The sequence below is a fragment of the Bifidobacterium sp. N5G01 genome, from assembly GCF_002742425.1.
GTDB lineage: Bacteria > Actinomycetota > Actinomycetes > Actinomycetales > Bifidobacteriaceae > Bifidobacterium > Bifidobacterium hominis.
Genome location: NZ_NJNP01000002.1, coordinates 79012 through 97743, shown reverse-complemented (window position 1 = coordinate 97743; position 18732 = coordinate 79012). Strand labels below are relative to the sequence as shown.

The window sequence follows — 18732 nt, the reverse complement described above, 5'->3', positions numbered from 1 at the left end:
CTAACGGCAGAAATGTGAAGAACCGTATTTTTCAGGAGCGCAAGCGTGAAAATCAGCGTCAGGAATCTTGAGCCGACCAAGGTGAGGCTCACCGTCACCGTTGATCCGGAAGAGTTCAACCCGTATCTCGACAATGCTCGCAAGGAAATCGCCAAGCAGGTGAACGTGCCTGGCTTCCGTAAGGGCCACGTGCCCGGCAAGATTATCGACCAGCGCATCGGTTTCGGTGCCGTTGCTGGCGAAGCCGTGAACAACGGTGTGCCGGAGCTGTACTCCAAGGCTCTCGAAGAAAAGGGCATCCACCCGATGGCCCAGCCGGAAATCGACGTTCAGGAAGTGCCGGAATCCGCTAAGGACGAGACCAAGCTGAAGTTTGTGGCCACCGTTGAGCGCCGCCCGGACATCGAGCTGCCGGCAATCGACGGCATGGAGATTGAGGTCGCCAAGGCTGAAATCACCGACGAAGACATCAACAACCGTCTGGAAGCCCTGCGCCAGCGTTTCGGCACCCTCGTGGGTGTGGACCGTCCGGCCGCCAAGGGCGACTACGCCAACATCGACCTGACCGCCGAAATCAACGGTGAAGTGGTCGACTCCCAGGAAGGCGTGAGCTACGAGCTCGGCTCCGAAACCATGCTCGACGGTCTGGATGAGGCTCTCGAAGGCCTGTCTGCCGGCGAAGAGACCACCTTCGAAGGCACGCTGGAAGCTGGCGACCACGAGGGCGAGAAGGCTCAGATCAAGGTCAAGGTCAACTCCGTTAAGGCTGAAGAGCTGCCGGAGCTCGACGATGACTTCGCTTCCGAAGCATCTGAGTTCGATACCCTCGACGAGCTGAAGGAAGATCTCAAGAAGGCCGCTTCCCAGGATGCCGAAGGCCGTCAGGCTACCGCAGCCCGCGACGCTTTCATCGCAAAGCTCGAAGAAGGCCTGGAGATTCCGGTGCCGAAGGGCGTCAAGGCTGAAATGGTTGAGCAGCAGCTCAAGGGTGTGACCGCTGATCCGGCCAACGCCACCAAGGAGCAGAAGGCAGAAGCCGAAGAAACTGTCGAAAAGGAACTGCGCGACCAGATGGTGCTCGACGTGCTCTCCGAGAAGCTGGATGTCAAGGTCTCCCAGGCCGACGTGTTCAACTTCCTCGCTTCCATCGCCCAGCAGTACGGCATGGATCCGAACGCCTTCATCCAGGCCATCATGCGCAACGGACAGCTCGGCTCCGCAGTGCAGGAAGTCGGCCGTTCCAAGGGCCTGCTCGCCGGCATGCGTGCCGTGACCTTCAAGTCCGAGGGTGAAACCCTGGACCTGAGCGCCTTCCTTGGCGAAGCCGCTGAAGATGAAGAAGCCGAGAGCGTTGAAGCTGCTTCCGCAGCCGCCGCTGTGGCTGACGAACTTGCTTCCGAAGAGTGAGCTTCGCTTAATGCCTGACTCGCGAGAGTCATCTTTCTAAAGCGTTGAGGGGTGAAATCCATATGGGATTCCACCCCTCAATTTATTTCGTATTCGGTTTCGGCATCCTTAAACAGGGCAAGACAGAGACTGCCGAAACATGAGTTACAGCAGGAATTTAATCTCAGCAAAAAACTCGCGAACCATGTTGTTGACAAGCATATCCTGAGGGGAACCGGCCGCAATGCCTTGGGCGTTGTCCAAACCATATTTGTCGGCAATCTGCAACGCGCGGAACATGTGGAAATTGTTGGTGATTACCCCTACGGAAGCATTATCGTCACTGATCAGCTTCTTGCTGTTGACAATGTTTTCCTCAGTGGTCTTCGAATCCGGCTCTTCAAGAATGCGCTGCTCGTCAATGCCATGTTCTTTAAGATAATCAGCCATGCCTTGGGCTTCGGGGAACGGCTCGTTCGGTCCCTTTCCACCGGAGACTATGCATGTGGTATTCGGGTTCGCGTCCAAATACTCAATAGCCTTGTCAAGACGGTAACGAAGCACAAGGCTTGGCCCGGACTTGCGCACCTGAGCTCCAAGCACCACCACATAATCGAGATTTGGTTCACCTTGCGCATGCATTTTGCTGACAATGCAACCTTCCACCGTGCCGAATGCGACCAGACCGACGCATGCGACTGCGATCGCCACACCTCTGACCAGTCTTGGCAGCATCGCCCACCATTGGAAGAGCACTCCGAATCCAAGCACGGCGAACAGCGCCGCGAATGCTAGCCAGACAATCCAGAATACTGTGCCGGAATGCGTGTTACGCACTGCGAAAGAGTAACAAACACATACCGCGGCGAGCACTATGCATAGCGCGCCCGCAATTCGTCTAACCAACGTTGCCATATGAACCTCTCATTCATTGCGCGTCGCACGCAATCCTGTCTCATCCTAAGCGCGTGACCCCAGACCCCCAAGCGTCACACGCCAATGCCAACAAATCCTGCGCATTCCTGCTATCGCAATACCATGTGCATTATGCCATCCAGGAACGGAGCTTTGGCATGGCTGCGGCTAGGATGGGGGAGCATGACTTCAGAAACAATTATGCTTCGGACGATGCGTCGCACGGATTTTCCTGCGCTTGAAGAACTTGTTCGACAAGCTTGGTATGCGGATGATGAGTCGGATGATAATGGGAACGTTCCGAACGATGAGCGCGGGCTGCGTAAGTATAAGCTGCGCAAGGCGATTCACTTGCGTAATATGCATCGACTCGCGGCCATCGACATGCATGATTTTCTTTCCCGCACCACCGAGGCTACGGTCGCTGAACGTGATGGTCGGGTGCTTGGCGTGGTATTGGGATCGTTGAGGTCCCGTGTCACCACAGCGCAGAGGATACGTCATGCTATTACGCGAAATTGCTTGGCGTTGCCCTTGTTGGCAAGTAAGGATGGCCGTCGAGGACTTGCCGATCAGATTGCGATTTTGCAGGTCGATGAAGTGTTGAAACGAGATGCCGGCAAAAGCTATCAGGCTGAGATAACGTTGTTTGTGGTTTCCCCGGAAGCGCGGGGCATGGGCGTCGGTCGTAAGCTGTTCAACCACATGCTTGACGTGTTTCGTGATGCTGGAATGAACGAGTATTTCCTCTTCACTGACACTACCTGTGATTACGGTTTTTATGATTACCGTGGTTTGACGCGTAAAGCGGAATGTACCATACGTAGGGATTCCTTTACTCAGGGCGGTTTGGAAGACGGTTCGCTTTCCTTCTTCCTGTACGAGGGGCGCTGCTGAACATTTCTGCTTATCATTGTGAAAGGTGAGTGATTGAATCACTGAGTTCATCGGGTATCCGATCTGGTGGGGCGGGGCCGTATGGCCGGTCAATCATTTTGTGACTGACAATGACTTCACCGGCGAGAAAGTCATCTATTCGCCACTTCTGCGTCATCACCGCTGGACAGCAGCGGTGATGACTTGGCGACCATGGTCGGCACCGGTGATTGGCAGGAAGGACAACGGCTCTCGTCCAACGCCTCGGCCGGTGAAGTCTCCTCTTGAGTGGAGAGCCTCGACCTCTAACTCAGCTATATATGTATATATGGCAGATTCACGAGGCTGTCCGATGCTATCTGCCTTATATATAGGAGCAAAAGCGGGTTAGGGGGTATGTTTCGTACCCTCTAACCCGCTTTTTATCTATAAGACCTGCCATATATAGGCGAGATGCATGGGGATGCGGGGTGAAATCTGCCATACGTAAGGGCAGATACCACCCCGCGGAGTCAAGAGAAGCTAGTTTCGAGTGGTTTCCTTGAGTGTGGGAGCCAAAGTGCCGGCCAAGGCCTTCTCTCCTGGGCGGGAAAGCGGACCGACTAGCTCATGCGCGGTATACGGCTCTTCGATGTGGGCTATGTCATCTTCCGTAAGCTGCACGCCTAGCGCGGCGATGGCATCATCCACGCGTTCTGGCTGCGAACAGCCCACGAGATAGGTACGGTCACGCCCTTGGCCCAGTGCCATGCAAGCGCAACCTGAGCCATGGGCACTCCGTGGTGTTCGGCTACTTCAAGCACACGTTCGACGATGGGCATGTCTTGGTCTTGCGCCTGATCATACTTGTTGCGCATGATGCCGTCAGTGGTGCTTCGGGTGGAATTCGAATCTCATGCCGTGCGTTCATGGTTCCGGCAGGAGACCCTGGCGCGATGGGCAACGAATGGCTTGAACCGGTCGATGCGCAAGCGTACGAGTCCCTTGCCTGAACAGACGGGCGCATACATGTGATTCAGTCGGGGTCAAGTCAGACTCGGCTGAATCTATTCGCCACTCACATGCGAAAGGCTTATCTCATGTCTGTCCTAAGGTGGGATGGGTGGGATCGAGAATAATCGCAACTTATCGTCAATTGCCTGTCGTTGGCGCCATCCGAACAAGCGCAGTTTATGCGTGCAGCCAAAGGCGTGCCGCAAGAATTCGTAGTCGATCCGGCGCAGCGTGGTAACATGGCATGGACGGCCATCATCCCCGAAGAGCTCAAAGCTCAAGTCGCCGCCATCATCGGCAATGTTGATCCGGGAACATGCTGACAGTGTCCCAAACTCGAATGGTTGCAAACCTGGAGTGCTGGCGTCGACAAATACCAGCGACCCGGCATTCTACAGCCCGGATCCATGCTCAGGGTGGAATTCACTTTGATTGGTCGGCGCATCGGGATGCAAGCCAGGCGAGGATCTGTTGTTCGCTGACTGGCTTGAAATCCCATGCGTCGAGCCCCACGTTCACGCTGAGCGGATCGGTGCCGTCTGGAATGCCTTGATGCGTGTGGCCGTAGAGCAGCCAACCTTCGGTGGTAGGCGCCACATCGGCGAACTTGTTCCAGTTTTCCGGCCAGTTGCCGTGTTCTTCGGCCAATGCCGAGAGTCTGGGAAAGTGGCTCATGCCTATGGTCTGCCGTGTGGTTGCGGCCGTCGGCTTGCCGGTTCCGTCGAGGACGGGAAGTTCCATGTCGATTTCACGGTAGTCGTCGATGGTCTCGAACACGTTCTCGTATAGCGCGTCATTGGATCGGAGACGGAAGTTGCGGTCGTGGTTGCCGATGATCAGGTGCAGATGGCGGCAGTTGATGCGGCGCAGGCAGTCGAGCGTGTGCTCGACGGTGCAACGGTAGGAGAGATCGCCGAGAATCCATAGCTCGTCATCACGCCCGACGGTCTCGTTGATGTTGCCGATGATGGTGTTCTCATGGCGTGTGATGTCGCAGATTGCTTTGAATGACGTCTGATTGTCGCGCACATATTGTTTGATCCATGTGTGCGCGGCGGCACGCCCCTGCGTCTGCCAGACATCACGGTATTCGGCGCGGAGCCTGCCATTGTTCAGGAATCCGCGCAGTGCGGTGATCAGAGGGTGGCCGAAATGCGTGTCCGAAGTGAAATAGCGCATGTGGTTCCTTACGGTATGCGATTGCTGGATGCCTTTATCAATGATAGAGCGCAACATTACGCGAAAAGCCTTCCCCAAAATGCTTGTTGGCTTGTTTGTGGCACTGTTTGGCGATTATGGCGAGTATGAGCGTTGGAATTCCAACGCTCATACTTCGGATTTCAGCGTTCGGCTGCCACAAATAAGACAAGTAGCGAAAATCAAGTAGTGAAGACGGGCTGGGCCGGCTTGATTTATCCGGTAGATATCAGTGAATAATTACACGACGCGGCAAGATCGATTTACCAGGAAGCGCAATAGTCCGAGCGGTTTCCCGCCCATCAGTTTGGATGAGGAGAGTACGGCCCGCGATCATGCGGCGCATGTGGGGCTGTGAGGGGCTGAAGCATTGCGGGGCATGCATACTGATGGAGGCTAATCAGAGGAATTCCGTGAAAAAACAAAAACTGATGTTTCCGCAGCTGATACACCGCGTATGTTTTGTCGTATCCTTTAACGAATATCTGGGGCGCCAATCAGGTGCATGTTCATCAGATGGGTTCGAAAGTGAGCGAGAAGCCTCGGTCTTTGCCAATGGCTTGCGATGAGGATTATTACGGATAAAGTTCGTCCCTGTTTGACGCTCTAGACGGTAATTAGCTTGTAAGCTAATATATCGGTATGGGAACAATACATGAGCTTAACGAAAAGCGCAAGCGATTAGGTTTCTCACAGAAAAGCGTGGCGGAATCCATGGGCGTGACCGCTCCTGTGCTGTCTCGCGCGGTGAGGGGGAATCCGACACAGGCTTTTACCTGGCGTTATCAGGATGCGCTTGACGCGATTTCGCGGGACACCACGCCTCAGCAGATAGCGGAGATTGCTCGTCCTATCGCGCTGCGGCATCATGTCAATGAACTGTACCTGTTCGGTTCCATGGCTCGAGGGGAGGGACATGCGGATTCGGATATCGATTTCATCTATCAGTTTGACGACACCGCCAATCCAATGATTGATGAGTGGGCTTTGCGTGATGATCTTGCATCGACTTTTGGTCGGGAGATCGACTTGGTGAAAAAACGATACATTACCACTGAACTGCAGGACAGACTGGCTGAAATGCAGCGTGTGATATTCGTCAATTCCATAACCTCCAATCCGATGTTCCGCATTATCTGAGGTGTGTCATATTTATCATTTTCTTCGATACTGGGCTTTCTCATGACAATGAGATTCGGGGAGCTGACAAATATTGGTCAGGTGGCTGTGTCTAATGCCACCGTTTAGGATGACATAATCCCCAGAAATAGTTATCATTCGACTCAGCTTGTTTTATAAGCATGGATGAATATGTGGAATTCTTTTTTATTCCATCGATTAAATCCATGAGAACAATAAGAGATTTCCAGACGGAGCGGTCTTCATAAGCATATGAGCCATAGCGCTCAGCTGTGGCATCAAGGACTGGGGGAGGAAGGACAATCTCCCTGTTCCAAAGACGGCAATGGTGCGAGCAAATGTTGCGTAGATACACCATGCTGTGAATGATTTGCGCAGCACGTTGACGATTTTTCCCTAGAGAAAGCGACTGATTGAGTTCGTCAACAGCTGTTGTGTTGGTATGCAATGAAATCATTTTTGAGAGAGTGTCAAAGGGCATCGCCTCGACCGCCGCCCATATGGGAATAGGCTCGTTGTTATTCCGATAATGGCGAATGCATACTTCGCTGGAACGTTCAAGCCATTTGTGAATGTTCTCAATTAGAACTTCTCTGGCTTCGGTGCCATCGGAATATTTGATTGTCTTATATGAGCTGAGTTCCGTGTAGGAGTAGGCTCCTCCGTTTTGAGCAAGGTAGTAAGCGAAATGAGCCCGAAGCGTTTGTTCTAAGGATGATGTTCCACGAAGGATGAGTAGACGTAGCTGTTCATCCATTAAATAGGGGATCATGAAATCTCTAATGTGTGTTCCGTTTCGAAAGCGATTATTGCCATGGGAAGGATCAATCTGAAAGGCTCGGAAGTAGCCGGACAATCTGTAATAGTTGCAATCAAGAAGGACGGTACTGAAATCGGAGAATCCGGTGATATCCAAGCCTCGTTCTTCGACTAGAAGCGTCATCATCTCTTGTATTGTTTTTGGCTGCTTCGTCATGACTTATCCTTGCGTGGCTTGATAAAAAAAGAGCCCCCGGATTTGAGCATTGTTAAGAGGCTTGGAGGCTACTGTTATTAATTACGATAGCATAGTTGGTTCGCTTGGCCGATTCGAGCGTGTCTCAAGGAATGCTCCACCGTTGTTACAGAGAAGAAGAGACCCACCGCATTTCAGGACGTAAACGTAGCCTTGGATAGGACTGTACATTCTTTGGCGATTTGAACATGCCGCATATCATCCATCGAACGAATGAAGGAGCAGATACCATGGGCATTAAACACAGTGCGTCTTATCAGAGTGAGGAGAACATGGCCAAGAACTCGAGTGGTCGATTGGCCGATGTGCTCGTGCGCAATCTAAATGGTGAGTTCGATGAGACCGGTATGGAACTCCGCCCGGAATTCAGAAAAGCTAAGTCCTCGGAAGACGACGAAGTCACGATTCATGCGATTGAGATAGATGACTGAAAAACCCCGATGGGTTGGAGATATTAAAAAGGAGAAGGCGACGCATCGGCTCCTCCTAGGTGTCGCCCGAAGGCTTCCACCGCAATTAAATTGTTAACCTAGCATGAAAACGAATGCCGCACGTCGATAGGACGGTTTTTCAATTCTCTTTTTGCAATTCGCCAGAACACGCGATGCCGCTATCGCACAGATGCTGCATAAGTTCATCCAGTGTTTTCGTTGCACTTCTATCCGTCGAAGTCATAAGAGCTAATTGTAACTTGAAGCATGCCGTAACAGTGTGGCATCTGCTGGCTCATGGTGTTGGAGGAATCTTTTCATTACAGCCATGTTTTTCGGACACTACCCGATCATGACGGGATTATGACGGGATTCGGATTTTGATGACGCGATTATGACGCGATTGCGACGCGATTCGGATTACAATGACGCGATTGCAGCTTGCGTATTCCCCGATTCAATATCTCGTTGTGCATTTTACTGCCAAGGAGTTTCATGGGAGCATCGTTGGTTTCCTTGGTGATTGAACATGCCGTACGAATGACGAAGTATGTGATCAAGATCTGAGTGCGCGCATTTGTGCGTGCAAATACGTGCAAATGCGTGCAAATGCGCGAGTGGCCTTGATTGATTCGTTGACTTGAACGCAGAATCTATCTGCTGGAAGTCCCTCGCGCTCGCGAAGAAAACATGGCTTATGGTAAATGCGCATTGTTCGCATATCATCCATCGAACAAGTAAGTGAGCAGATACCATGGGCGTTAAGCGTAGTGCGTCTTATCAGAGTAGGGAGAACATGGCTAACCCGGATTCAATGGATGGAAAGTGGAACAGGCTACACTTTGATGGGAAGACAAAGAAATACGAATGAAGAGGGTTGGCTCTATGACTTCCGATGATTCGCTGTTTGAGGAAGCGAAAAGTGACAAGGACACACGTAAGGCGGTTCAAAATCAAATTGCGGATATTAAGAATTTCGTCAAGGGCATCAATATTGATGAATTCAAAAATGGAGAATGGTTTGCGAAGTTGCTGACCTTCTCTCTTGATAAGTATGTCCAGAAGGTGAATGCTGACTATTTTAGGGGAAAATATCCCAACCTTCCTCCTGATGCAATTGTCCAAGCCCGAATAAAATTAGCGGCCAAATATGCGGGGATAGAGGGGTCTTTGACTGCAGCGGCGTATTCCACAGCTGTTATTGCGACCCTAGGATCAGCTGGTGGTGCTTCCCCTGTTACTGGGCCAGCTGGTCTTACTGCGTTCGGTGTGGATTTAGTTTATGCTTCTCAGCTGCAGCTTCGTTTGGCATATGATATTGCAGTTTTATATGGCGTTCCACTGGATTTGGACGATCCTGAAGATTTGTGGAAACTGATCAGAATAGCTTTTGCCATACAGGTTGGAGAGGATGCCGGTAATGCTGTTCTAAAAGGGGTCCCGGCTGTGGCCCGACCAGTGGTAAAAGCGATTTTTTCAGGTCCCAGACTCGTCGCAGCCAAGAGCCTTCCGGTTATCGGCAAGTATTTATTGCAGCGCAATATCATCAAAATTTCAATTCCGGTGGTGAGCATACCGCTGTCTACGGGTGTGAATTATTGGATGACGAAGGTAACGGCAAATAAAGCCCGTGAAATCATGCGCAAAGAGGCCAAGATGATTGAATCCGCAAAGCGCATGGTGAATGCTTCGGAGTATTGCTTGGATGAATTATTATGGGCCGCTTGGATGATTATTGCTGCAAATGGTGCACAGCCGGATGAGGCTGAATATACATTGTTTCATTATCTGACTTTGATCAGTAGCGAGTCAGGTGTCTCAGCTAAGACGTTAGATGAAATACGCAACACTGTAGAAGTGGATTATTCCAAAATCTGGAGCATGCTGAGTCAAATTAGTGACGCTGCTCCGATTTATCGTGCATGTACTGTTATGGCAGCGGTCGATGGCAAGATTACAAGCCAAGAGATTGATGTGCTTCGGCGTCTGGCAGATTGCTGCGGTGAGGCTTTTGATGAGCAGGAACTTCATGAAAAAGGAAACAGTGGCGTAGATGATTCCTTTGCAGTGAAAGATGAAGTCGCGACTTATGCGATTGAGATAGGCGACTGAAAAAGGTGGGGCTGGGAGCGGCAGCTGAATTGTCTGCTGCTCCCAGCCCCATCGCTCAAGTAGATTACTTGTAGTCTAATTGGTTAATGGACTCAAGTATTGGCTGCAAGGTTACTTATCTTGCTTGAAGAATCCGTTCCAGAGCTTTTGATCTCGTCTAATCTTGATTAAATTTTTCTCATCGATTTTTTCGATCTGCGGTATGAGTTGATACTTCCAATTGCATAGAGTTTGGATAATCTGCCGATTTTCGGCAGTGTTTGGAAGGATGATGCACTTGCTATTAGGATCAGTGAATTTCAGATAGTCGCCTCCGACTTTTTGGAAAAATTGTTTCATGTTTTTAACAATCTCATTTTCTGGTTGATCCTGGGCAGTCGCATATTCAAGAGCATCGGCAAACATGGCGATTGCTGACTGACGTTCAAGTCCGGCATCGAGAAGGGAACGGGTATTGTCTAATCCATCGTCATGCTTGGCAAGATCCTGACGTGTTGCTTCGTCGATGGTCTCTCCTTTCCTGATTAGCGCAGCGGATGCGTTGAGAAGCTCTGTCTCGTCGGCTCCTTCCGTGTATTCGCGGAAATTGTCCATAATAATTCCTGCGAATCTCTGTAATTGTGGATCCTCAGCGCAGACGATATGGCACGCCTCATTGGGGTGGAGCTTTACATCATCAAGATAGTCGCCGAATTTCTGCGATTCCTTGATCCAAGCTTCCCGCACGAGCCATGGTAATCCATCTAGAGCATTGAATGATTTCGCAGTATCAGCAATGAGCTTATTTTTGAGAAGCTGAGCATATATCTTGGGGCATTCTTCAAGGACTTGTTCATCCAATTCGAGGGATGGAATAGAAATAAGATGGTCGAGTTCGAGTTCTTGGAGAAGTTGTATTTTCTTGGCGATATTCAAGATGGTGGGTGAAAGATTTAATATGCAGTCGATAAGGTATTCTTTATTAAGCTCTTTTCTTTCGGAGTCCTGTTCAAAAGAATCATGTTTTTGAATCCATTCGGCTAACGAGTGGTTTTCTCCGACAAAGCCGCAGCTGAAGGCAAACTGTAAGTTTATTGGAGTGAAACAAACCGCATCGTTTTCCATGAGTGCCGCGTAAACGTCAAAACGATCCTCAAAATGGTCAAAACGATCCTCAAAAAGGGGAAGACGAGCAGACGGCGAGCATTTATCTAGCAGTGTATGGATAAGTTTTCTGCACTCTTTTCTTGCCCGGCCTGTTGACAAATATCGTCAAGGATGTGGAATAAGTCATCAGCGATATTCTGGCCGGACGGGCAATCCAATGTCTTTTCATTGTCTGCCAGAAGATCGAAATATTCCTCAAGATGTCCAAGCACATTCGCATACACTGTTCTGCTGATATGCATAATCGTGTTGAGTGCAGGAAGTCTATCGCAGCCGCTATATGAATCATCCTGATTATTATCTGACTGGCTTATGGTGTCCAACGCGGTTTCAAGATTGCTTCTTGAGAATACGTATAGGTTCTGTTCCACACAGGGGTGTCGCAATCCGGAATTCGAATCCTTATAACCTAGCTCGGAGAGGGAGTCTATTCTGACTTTTCCATTGTTGAGAATCTGGATTATAGGTTCAATGAGTGTCGGGGCGATATCGGAATCCCTGAAGATTGGGATGCTTCGCCAATGATTCTGTAGAAAATTGGCCAGACTACCATCTATGGTGTATTGGATTTTTCCCGATAGATGGTGGAGCGTCACGTCAAGTTGATTGCAAAGCATGTCGGTGTCTGTTGTTTCTCGTTGGACTAGGAAGCTAAGCAGGTTCTGGCTGTGGCTTGCCATCTTGACGAGCAATGGATTGGCATCATCAGCAAGACGATCCAGATATGCTGAAACGAATTCAGCGGTCTCATTGCCTAACGGGGACAGCATCTCGATAATTTGGTCGGTATCTTGGTTGGTCTCCGAATCATCGCAGTGCGAAAGCATATAATGCAACAAATCAATGTTTAATACTCGATGTTGGTGGAATATTGCCTTATCTTTACGCCTAATCCGACGAAGGACATCTTCAGGGTCCTTATCGTCAAGTTTGAATTGATAGTCCGGATTATTGCCGTCAATATGATGAAGAATAAAATTCAGCGCGTTCTTAGTTATACCTTCATCTGTATATATCGTGGAATAGAGCATATAGTCCTGACCGATCCATCCATGAGAGATAAGTCGGTATAGCAGGGATGTGTTTCCGCCTAGCAGGGCGTAAAAATTCTTGCCGAGAGATGTCTGTGATTCCTTAGTTTGTGACTCTTCAAATTGGAGGATAAAGGCCCAATCGCCAGAACGTAGGTCTTCGATCGTTTTTGATAAGTCGGCGTTTTTGTTCGTAAGATTTATCTTTTACGATTCTTCCCATTGACCGATATCAAGTGAGGTGTCTATGACTCTCTTTAACAGGCTGTATGGGATTAGCCGAGTTGTTCTTGCCCAACGATGATCATACTCAACATAAACTTGATCTGTTTCTTCACATCCAGTCAGTTCTCTCCATGCCTGCGGTGTGGAAGCGTCTGATGCATTATTCGCATTGAGTCCTACTCTCAGTGAATCCTCGTTGTCTTCTGTAGTGTCTGCTATTAGGGCCATAAAATGGCAGAGCTTTGCTTTAAGTTCGAGTGCGCGTTTTTCAGCATTTGATTCATCTGTAAATCTGCTGATTTGATTTTCCAACTTGTGGTTTTGATAAATCAAATTAGGTAGTTTCTGTTTTGCTAGCTCTCTAGCGTTATTATAAAAATAATCGAGTTTGCTCTTACCATCATGTATTTTTACTGAATCATCAAGATAACAATTTTTATATATGATGAACGCAAGAAGATGTGATTCTTCGAGACCGAGTTTAGAAGTGAATCTTCTTTCTGGGGATTGATCAAATAGATGTTCCCTATAGACAATGAACTCATTGCGAATATTAATCCAGGTGCGTTTATCGGGAATTGTATCTGCAACGAGTTCAAGAAGGTTAATCATTTGGGGGTCTTTCGCATCAGGAACATCTTTCAATGTTTTTAGTGCGATTTGGTATGAGTTGCTTGCCGAAACGAATGGCACCACTGGAATGATAAGGTCAAAGAACTTTGCACGGGAGAAGGAATGAGCTAGAGATTCCTTATTGTTCACCTGTTCGTCAGCCGAAACGTATTGATTGCTGAATATCGCGTCATGAATAGCGTATACGAACTGTATAGGTGTACTGGACTGAGAATTCTTTTCTTTGTGTTGCGATTCTGTGTGTTGCAGCTTTGGATCATTATTGAGGATCTGATTCAGCTCGCGTAGTGAATCAAAGATTTGAGCATCTTGAAAACGGTCAAGATCTTCAAAAAATACAGTTCGAATGCCTGTCTTTTCAAAGATATATATGATCTCATCAAGATACTGATCGAAATAAGAGTCCGAGTTCTCTCCCAGGGTAATGCCTGCTGTTCCGACATCTATTTTGGCTAGATGGATGCGGGTTCCGAAATAATGAAATAGCGCGAACGTTGCTATTGATAGCAGGCAAATTATGACGATTTCAGCAAGAATTTTGGTAATGCTTGTTGGGATTGGTAGCCATGTCAACGGTTTTTGAATATAGCTGTAAGGCCATTGATAGATATTAAGAATGAACAGTAACAGCATGCCGAAAGCAAGAGAGGAAAGTATCTGCTTTCCTAATCCGATTTCGTTCATCTTATGGAAATGTGATGCCGGAATCTTTTCGGGGTCTGTTCCATATAGAAGTTGCTTAATGATCTCTTTTTGAATGAGATTGGTTATGGATGAATTGTTGGAAGACTTTGGGGGAGCGCCGGATGGTTCTTTCGAAGTGGACTTATCCTTATCCGAGACGGAATCGTTTTTCTTATCATCCTGTTCCTTAAGCTGTGCAGCTAAAGGCGCCAGTGAGATTGTCCTAGTTGTATGAGGGCGCTCTTCCTCAAGGTCTTTAACGACTTTCTCAAGAATGCTGCTTTTTCCGGAACCGTAGACGCCTGATAGAGCTATGTTGTGTATCTTCGTATCCTCGCCCTGCAACGCCTTTTCAAGCCTCTTCACATAGGGTGAGTGGCTCGATTCGTCATATTGGGGGTATAGAGGCTTAAGCTCCGGTATCTCACTTTCAGTTGCTGCGTTGCTCTGCTCGGTCATGTTGTACCAGTGTAGCTATATTAAATGATTTACTCTCTTCTGTCGGTAGATTTGTTCGGCATCCGCATTTGTTGCATTAAGCTGCGATGGGGAGGTGAGGATTCGGGAAGTGATAATCGAAAGATGTAGATGATTCCAAGTATCAATGCACGAAAACATGCGTGTATCTAACATTCATGCGGAAAAGCAGAAGGTTTCCACCCCTAATGGCATACAATATATGCGAAAACATTGGGATTAAGAGCATATGGGGGAGCACATGGCGATGAAGCATGGCGCGCATTCGGAACGAGAATTGCTCTCTCCGGGCATGAGGGTTCTGGTTCGCGGCCAGGAATGGCTCGTGGATAAGGTCGAGCCGAACAGCCTCGGGAATCACGCCGTCTCGTGCACCGGCATCTCCGCTCTGGTGCGGGATGTGACGGCCACGTTCCTTGATGATTTGGACACAATTACACCTGTCGATCCGGTGAAGACGCGTTTCATTCCCGACACCTCGGCAAGAGCTGCGAAATCGCATCTGTTCATCGAGAGTCTGTTACGTGCCACTGCGCCGACCGATGCGAGGATTCATGTCGGCAACAAGGCTGCCATGGACTCCCTGCCATACCAGCTCGTTCCGGCGAAGAAGGCGCTCGCCCAACCGCGCCAGCGAATTCTCATCGCTGACGCCGTCGGTCTTGGCAAGACCTTGGAGGCCGGTATCCTGATGTCGGAACTCATCAAACGCCGCAAAGGACGTCGTATTCTCGTGGTGACAGCGAAAAGCATGATGGTCCAGTTCCAGAAGGAGATGTGGGAACGGTTCACTATTCCGCTGATTAGTCTGGACTCCTCGCGCATCCAGCAGATTCGTTCCGAGATTCCTGCGAACGCCAACCCGTTCTCCTACTACGACAAGGTGATCATCTCCATTGATACGTTGAAACGGGACATCCAATATGGCGCGGCACTCGATGCCTCGTATTGGGACATCATCGTGATCGACGAGGCCCAGAATGTCGCCGACCGTGCCGTCAACGGCCGTAGTGCACAGCGCGCCAAGCTCGCCAAGCGCCTTGCCTCCCGTTCCGATACGTTGATCATGCTGTCCGCCACGCCTCATGACGGCCGCGCTCGCAGTTTCGCCTCGTTGATGAACATGCTCGACCCAACCACTCTGCCCGATCCGGAGCAGTACGACAAGAAGGATGTCGAACACCTGTACGTCCGCCGTTTCAAGAAGGACGTGATGGCCGAGGTGTCAGGCAGCTTCCCGGAGCGCAAGGTGACGCAGGAGAAATGCATGGCCACCACAGCCGAGGAAGAGGCGTTCGATTACTTGACCGATATGAAACTCGTCATGGATATGCATCAGAAGAGAAGCAATTCCTTTCTGTTCAAGACGATGCTTGAGAAGAGTCTGTTTTCATCGCCGGCAGCGTGCATCAAGACCATCAACGAGCGAGTGAAGCGGCTTGCTAAAAAAGATGCGTCCGATCAGATCGGAGACATCGACAGGCTTGAAGGGCTCAAAGCTGCTTTGGAGAAAATCGGCCCGATGCAGTTTTCCCGATACCAGAGACTGCTGCAGCTTCTGCGCAGTGCCGATTACGGTTGGCATAACGGTGAAGACGCCGACGACCGTATCGTGATTTTCACGGAACGCATCGAGACGAAGAACTATCTCGAGGAGCACTTGCGGCAGGATCTCAAACTACCGAAGAAGGCTATCGTCTCCATGGATGGAGGCATGAGCGATGTGGAACAGCAGAAAATCGTCGAGGATTTCGGTACGAAGTCCTCGTCTGTACGTATTCTCGTGGCCTCCGACGTGGCCTCTGAAGGTCTGAACCTGCACTATCTGAGCCACAGACTCATCCATTTCGACACTCCATGGTCGTTGATGGTATTCCAGCAGCGTAACGGACGCATCGACCGTTATGGGCAGCGTAAACAGCCTGATATTCGTTTCATGATGATTAACTCGCGTAATGCAAAGATTCAAGGTGACGCGCGTATTCTCGAGATCCTGCAGCAGAAGGAAGACCAGGCACGTAAGGATATCGGCGATCCGTCCTTGCTCATGGGTAAATTCGACGTCGATCAGGAGGAAAATTTCACCCGCGAAGCGATTGAATCCGGCGAATCAGCGGAGAATTTCGCAGCCAGACTTTGTATTCCTGATGAGGACATCGATCATTCGGACGAACGTTCCGGAGACGTTGAGACTGTGGTGGATGACGATGTTTTCGATCCATTGAGTTTTTTCAACCTCACTACGCTGGATGGTTCCGATACTACGAGCACTGAGGAAAACGAGTCCGCAGGGGAGAGCGTGGCTGGGAGCGCCGACGATGGCGGCATAGTCGATTCCTCTACGCTGATGTCGGATTATGAGTATGTGGATGAGGGGCTCTCCTGCGAGGAGTTCCGGCAGTCGGCTGGTCTTAAATCGAAACGTCAGTTGCGTGATGCTCATGGATTCGCGGTGGAGTTCCAAGGGGATAGCCCGTTGCGCGCGTGGCTGCGCAGACGTGTGCCGAACACGCAGGTGTTGCGAGATAACATCGCTGAATGGAGTGATGACGCGAAATACTGCGAAGACCAAGCCAACGGTCTGCTGGCCCGTATCAACGACGAGTCATGGAGTCGGGTCCAATACCTGTGGGAATTGAATCCAATCACGGAATGGGTCGGGTTGAAGGCTTCCTCACTGCTGTACCAACGTGACGAGGCCCCGATTATTGGCGTGACCAACGGAAATCTGCATGCGGATGAGACGATTATGCTGATGAACGGCATGGTCGCCAACAGGCACGCATCCCCGGTGATCGATGAATGGTTCGGTGTACGGTATCTCAATGGCGAATGCATGGGCATGCTGCCACTTGAGGAAGTGTGGCGTATCACCGGATATCGTGGGAACTTGATTCCGGGAACTACTGAACGTCGCTATGTGAATCGAGAGGATTCCGCGGCCAGCTCTGAACAGATAGATGCGGCACAACTGCTGTTGGAGGATGCGGTATCGCGCGGCAAGAGCATGCTCAGCGATTGCGGTGAACAATATCGTGCGCAGGCAGATGAAGAAGTGACTCGGCAAATGGACCGCATCGAGCATTGGTCCCATGCACGCAAGGCACTGTTGCAATCCCAAGGCAAAAACACCAAGGAAAACACAAAACAGGTTGATCGGATGCTCGAACAATATGCCGACTGGGTTCAGGACACATTGGACGCCTCCGGCGAACCAGTGATCCGCATTGCGGCCGCATTCGTAGGTAAGGAATAGAAGGGGGAGACCATGGCGAAGGAACTGAACGAGACATTCCCAGGCATCGAGGCGGTCAACGACTTCTACACGCCGTACTACATGAAGGAATATTTTCCGGATGAAGTGAAGAATGCCTCCGCACCTTGGAAACAGCTTCCTCCTGAGAAACGCCCAGCGCGACTGCTGAAGGACATGCGCCAGTCGTTCATCGAAGTCATCAACAACAACGAGAACGATCTGTTTCCAGCTGAACGGGTACGGAATTTCATCGACGGCATGCTCGCCGCACTCGGCTATACGCAGGAGGGGAATCAAGCCAAAGACGAGGGATTGCCCGACCGGATTTCAGGGAAGTCTGTTCCTGTCTACTATCAGGTCAATGATTCCGATGGAGCTCCGCGCTTGCAAGTTTTGGTGAGCCTGTCCGATAGTGCGGAGGCAGGCGTTCTGGAAAGTCCCATCGAAGACGGCTCTGGCAAGGACGGCACCTCCTGTGAGGAATATGCACGTATGCTGCTTGCCGATTTCGACGAGCCGGCACGGTGGATTCTTCTTATGGGGTTGCATCAGATAGCGTTGATCGACCGCCGTAAATGGAATGACAAGAAATGCATGCTGTTTGACCTAGACGAGATCTTCAGCCGCCATCAGGATCATGTGTATGCGGCGATGGCTGTGCTGTTGCGTCGTGATAGTCTCTGCCCGAACAAAGGTGACAGTCTGCTTGACACGTTTGATGACACGTCTGCGAAGAACGCGGTTGAGGTGTCTGATAATCTGCGTTCCGCGTTACGTGAATGTGTGGAGATTCTTGGTAATGAGGTCATCCACGACTGGACTTGTAATAAGGGGCGGAGCATCGACGAAATCGACGCGGGCGACCTGACTGTGCAGGCGTTGCGATACATGTACCGTCTGCTGTTCCTCCTGTTCATCGAAGCGAAGCCGTCGCTCGGCTACGCGCCGATGAAATCCGACATCTACCGCACCGGCTATTCGCTGGACAGCTTGCGAGATATTGCGGAACAGATGCGTGGCCGCATGGATGAGGCTGGCGATTCCACCTATCTAGCGGACACATTGCGCCGACTCGACGATCTGGTGTTCAACGGTTACCCGAAGACGGATGAGGATTTCAAGGGGCTGGCTGGCGAGGAAGCCATCAATGCGGTGTTCATGGTGCCACCGCTCAAAGCGCACATTTTCGATCCGGAGCGGACCGCGCTGATTTGA

Annotated in this window: 16 protein-coding genes; 8 read left to right on the top strand and 8 right to left on the bottom strand. The window is 50.2% G+C overall.

The window, feature by feature from the left end:
• Positions 1-45: 45 nt before the first annotated feature.
• On the top strand, positions 46-1407 hold the full coding sequence (gene tig / locus CE168_RS04065) for a trigger factor (protein ID WP_099571238.1): 1362 nt from the start codon (positions 46-48) through the stop codon (positions 1405-1407).
• Positions 1408-1551: 144 nt separating this feature from the next.
• Here tig and CE168_RS04060 read toward each other — a convergent pair whose 3' ends face one another.
• Entirely contained in the window at positions 1552-2301 is a 750-nt protein-coding gene (locus tag CE168_RS04060; protein WP_099571237.1) for an ElyC/SanA/YdcF family protein, read from the bottom strand.
• A gap of 183 nt (positions 2302-2484) precedes the next feature.
• Between CE168_RS04060 and CE168_RS04055 the strand changes: the two genes are divergently transcribed.
• Entirely contained in the window at positions 2485-3198 is a 714-nt protein-coding gene (locus tag CE168_RS04055; protein ID WP_099571236.1) for a GNAT family N-acetyltransferase, read from the top strand.
• Positions 3199-3699: 501 nt separating this feature from the next.
• Here CE168_RS04055 and CE168_RS09135 read toward each other — a convergent pair.
• Both CE168_RS09135 and CE168_RS09130 read right to left on the bottom strand, forming a co-directional pair.
• Positions 3700-3927, bottom strand: coding sequence for a hypothetical protein (locus CE168_RS09135; protein ID WP_315984377.1), 228 nt, complete (start codon positions 3925-3927; stop codon positions 3700-3702).
• Positions 3843-4034, bottom strand: coding sequence for a hypothetical protein (locus CE168_RS09130; RefSeq protein ID WP_278669314.1), 192 nt, complete (start codon positions 4032-4034; stop codon positions 3843-3845). The genes CE168_RS09135 and CE168_RS09130 overlap by 85 nt, the downstream gene beginning before the upstream one ends.
• Positions 4035-4349: 315 nt before the next feature.
• On the opposite strand from CE168_RS09130, the gene CE168_RS09120 reads away from it, so the two are divergent.
• Entirely contained in the window at positions 4350-4493 is a 144-nt protein-coding gene (locus CE168_RS09120; RefSeq protein WP_236824312.1) for a hypothetical protein, read from the top strand.
• A 100-nt stretch (positions 4494-4593) separates the two neighbouring features.
• On the opposite strand, the gene CE168_RS04035 is transcribed toward CE168_RS09120, so the two are convergent.
• Entirely contained in the window at positions 4594-5349 is a 756-nt protein-coding gene (locus CE168_RS04035; RefSeq protein ID WP_236824311.1) for a metallophosphoesterase, read from the bottom strand.
• A 660-nt stretch (positions 5350-6009) separates the two neighbouring features.
• Here CE168_RS04035 and CE168_RS04030 point away from each other — a divergent pair.
• On the top strand, positions 6010-6507 hold the full coding sequence (locus CE168_RS04030; protein WP_099571234.1) for a nucleotidyltransferase domain-containing protein: 498 nt from the start codon (positions 6010-6012) through the stop codon (positions 6505-6507).
• 91 nt (positions 6508-6598) lie between these two features.
• On the opposite strand, the gene CE168_RS04025 is transcribed toward CE168_RS04030, so the two are convergent.
• A complete protein-coding gene (locus tag CE168_RS04025) occupies positions 6599-7483 on the bottom strand; it encodes an Abi family protein (RefSeq protein ID WP_099571233.1) in 885 nt (294 codons plus the stop codon).
• A gap of 269 nt (positions 7484-7752) precedes the next feature.
• On the opposite strand from CE168_RS04025, the gene CE168_RS04020 reads away from it, so the two are divergent.
• Both CE168_RS04020 and CE168_RS04015 read left to right on the top strand, forming a co-directional pair.
• A complete protein-coding gene (locus CE168_RS04020) occupies positions 7753-7953 on the top strand; it encodes a hypothetical protein (RefSeq protein WP_080788621.1) in 201 nt (66 codons plus the stop codon).
• A gap of 885 nt (positions 7954-8838) precedes the next feature.
• Complete coding sequence (locus CE168_RS04015) at positions 8839-10065, top strand: hypothetical protein (RefSeq protein ID WP_143433389.1); 1227 nt, start codon at positions 8839-8841, stop codon at positions 10063-10065.
• Positions 10066-10176: 111 nt separating this feature from the next.
• Here the strand turns inward: CE168_RS04015 and CE168_RS04010 are convergent, their stop codons facing one another.
• From CE168_RS04010 to CE168_RS04000, 3 genes are all read right to left on the bottom strand, one after another.
• On the bottom strand, positions 10177-11169 hold the full coding sequence (locus CE168_RS04010; RefSeq protein WP_099571231.1) for a hypothetical protein: 993 nt from the start codon (positions 11167-11169) through the stop codon (positions 10177-10179).
• Positions 11170-11255: 86 nt separating this feature from the next.
• Positions 11256-12242, bottom strand: coding sequence for a hypothetical protein (locus CE168_RS04005; protein ID WP_099571230.1), 987 nt, complete (start codon positions 12240-12242; stop codon positions 11256-11258).
• Positions 12243-12449: 207 nt separating this feature from the next.
• The gene (locus tag CE168_RS04000) at positions 12450-14243 is read right to left on the bottom strand and encodes a YobI family P-loop NTPase (RefSeq protein ID WP_099571229.1); all 1794 of its coding nucleotides are present in this window, start codon (positions 14241-14243) and stop codon (positions 12450-12452) included.
• Between the two features lie 259 nt (positions 14244-14502).
• On the opposite strand from CE168_RS04000, the gene CE168_RS03995 reads away from it, so the two are divergent.
• Both CE168_RS03995 and CE168_RS03990 read left to right on the top strand, forming a co-directional pair.
• A complete protein-coding gene (locus tag CE168_RS03995) occupies positions 14503-17517 on the top strand; it encodes a DEAD/DEAH box helicase (RefSeq protein WP_201797049.1) in 3015 nt (1004 codons plus the stop codon).
• A 12-nt stretch (positions 17518-17529) separates the two neighbouring features.
• Positions 17530-18732 (top strand): hypothetical protein, encoded by a 1203-nt coding sequence (locus CE168_RS03990; RefSeq protein WP_099571227.1) that lies wholly within the window; start codon positions 17530-17532, stop codon positions 18730-18732.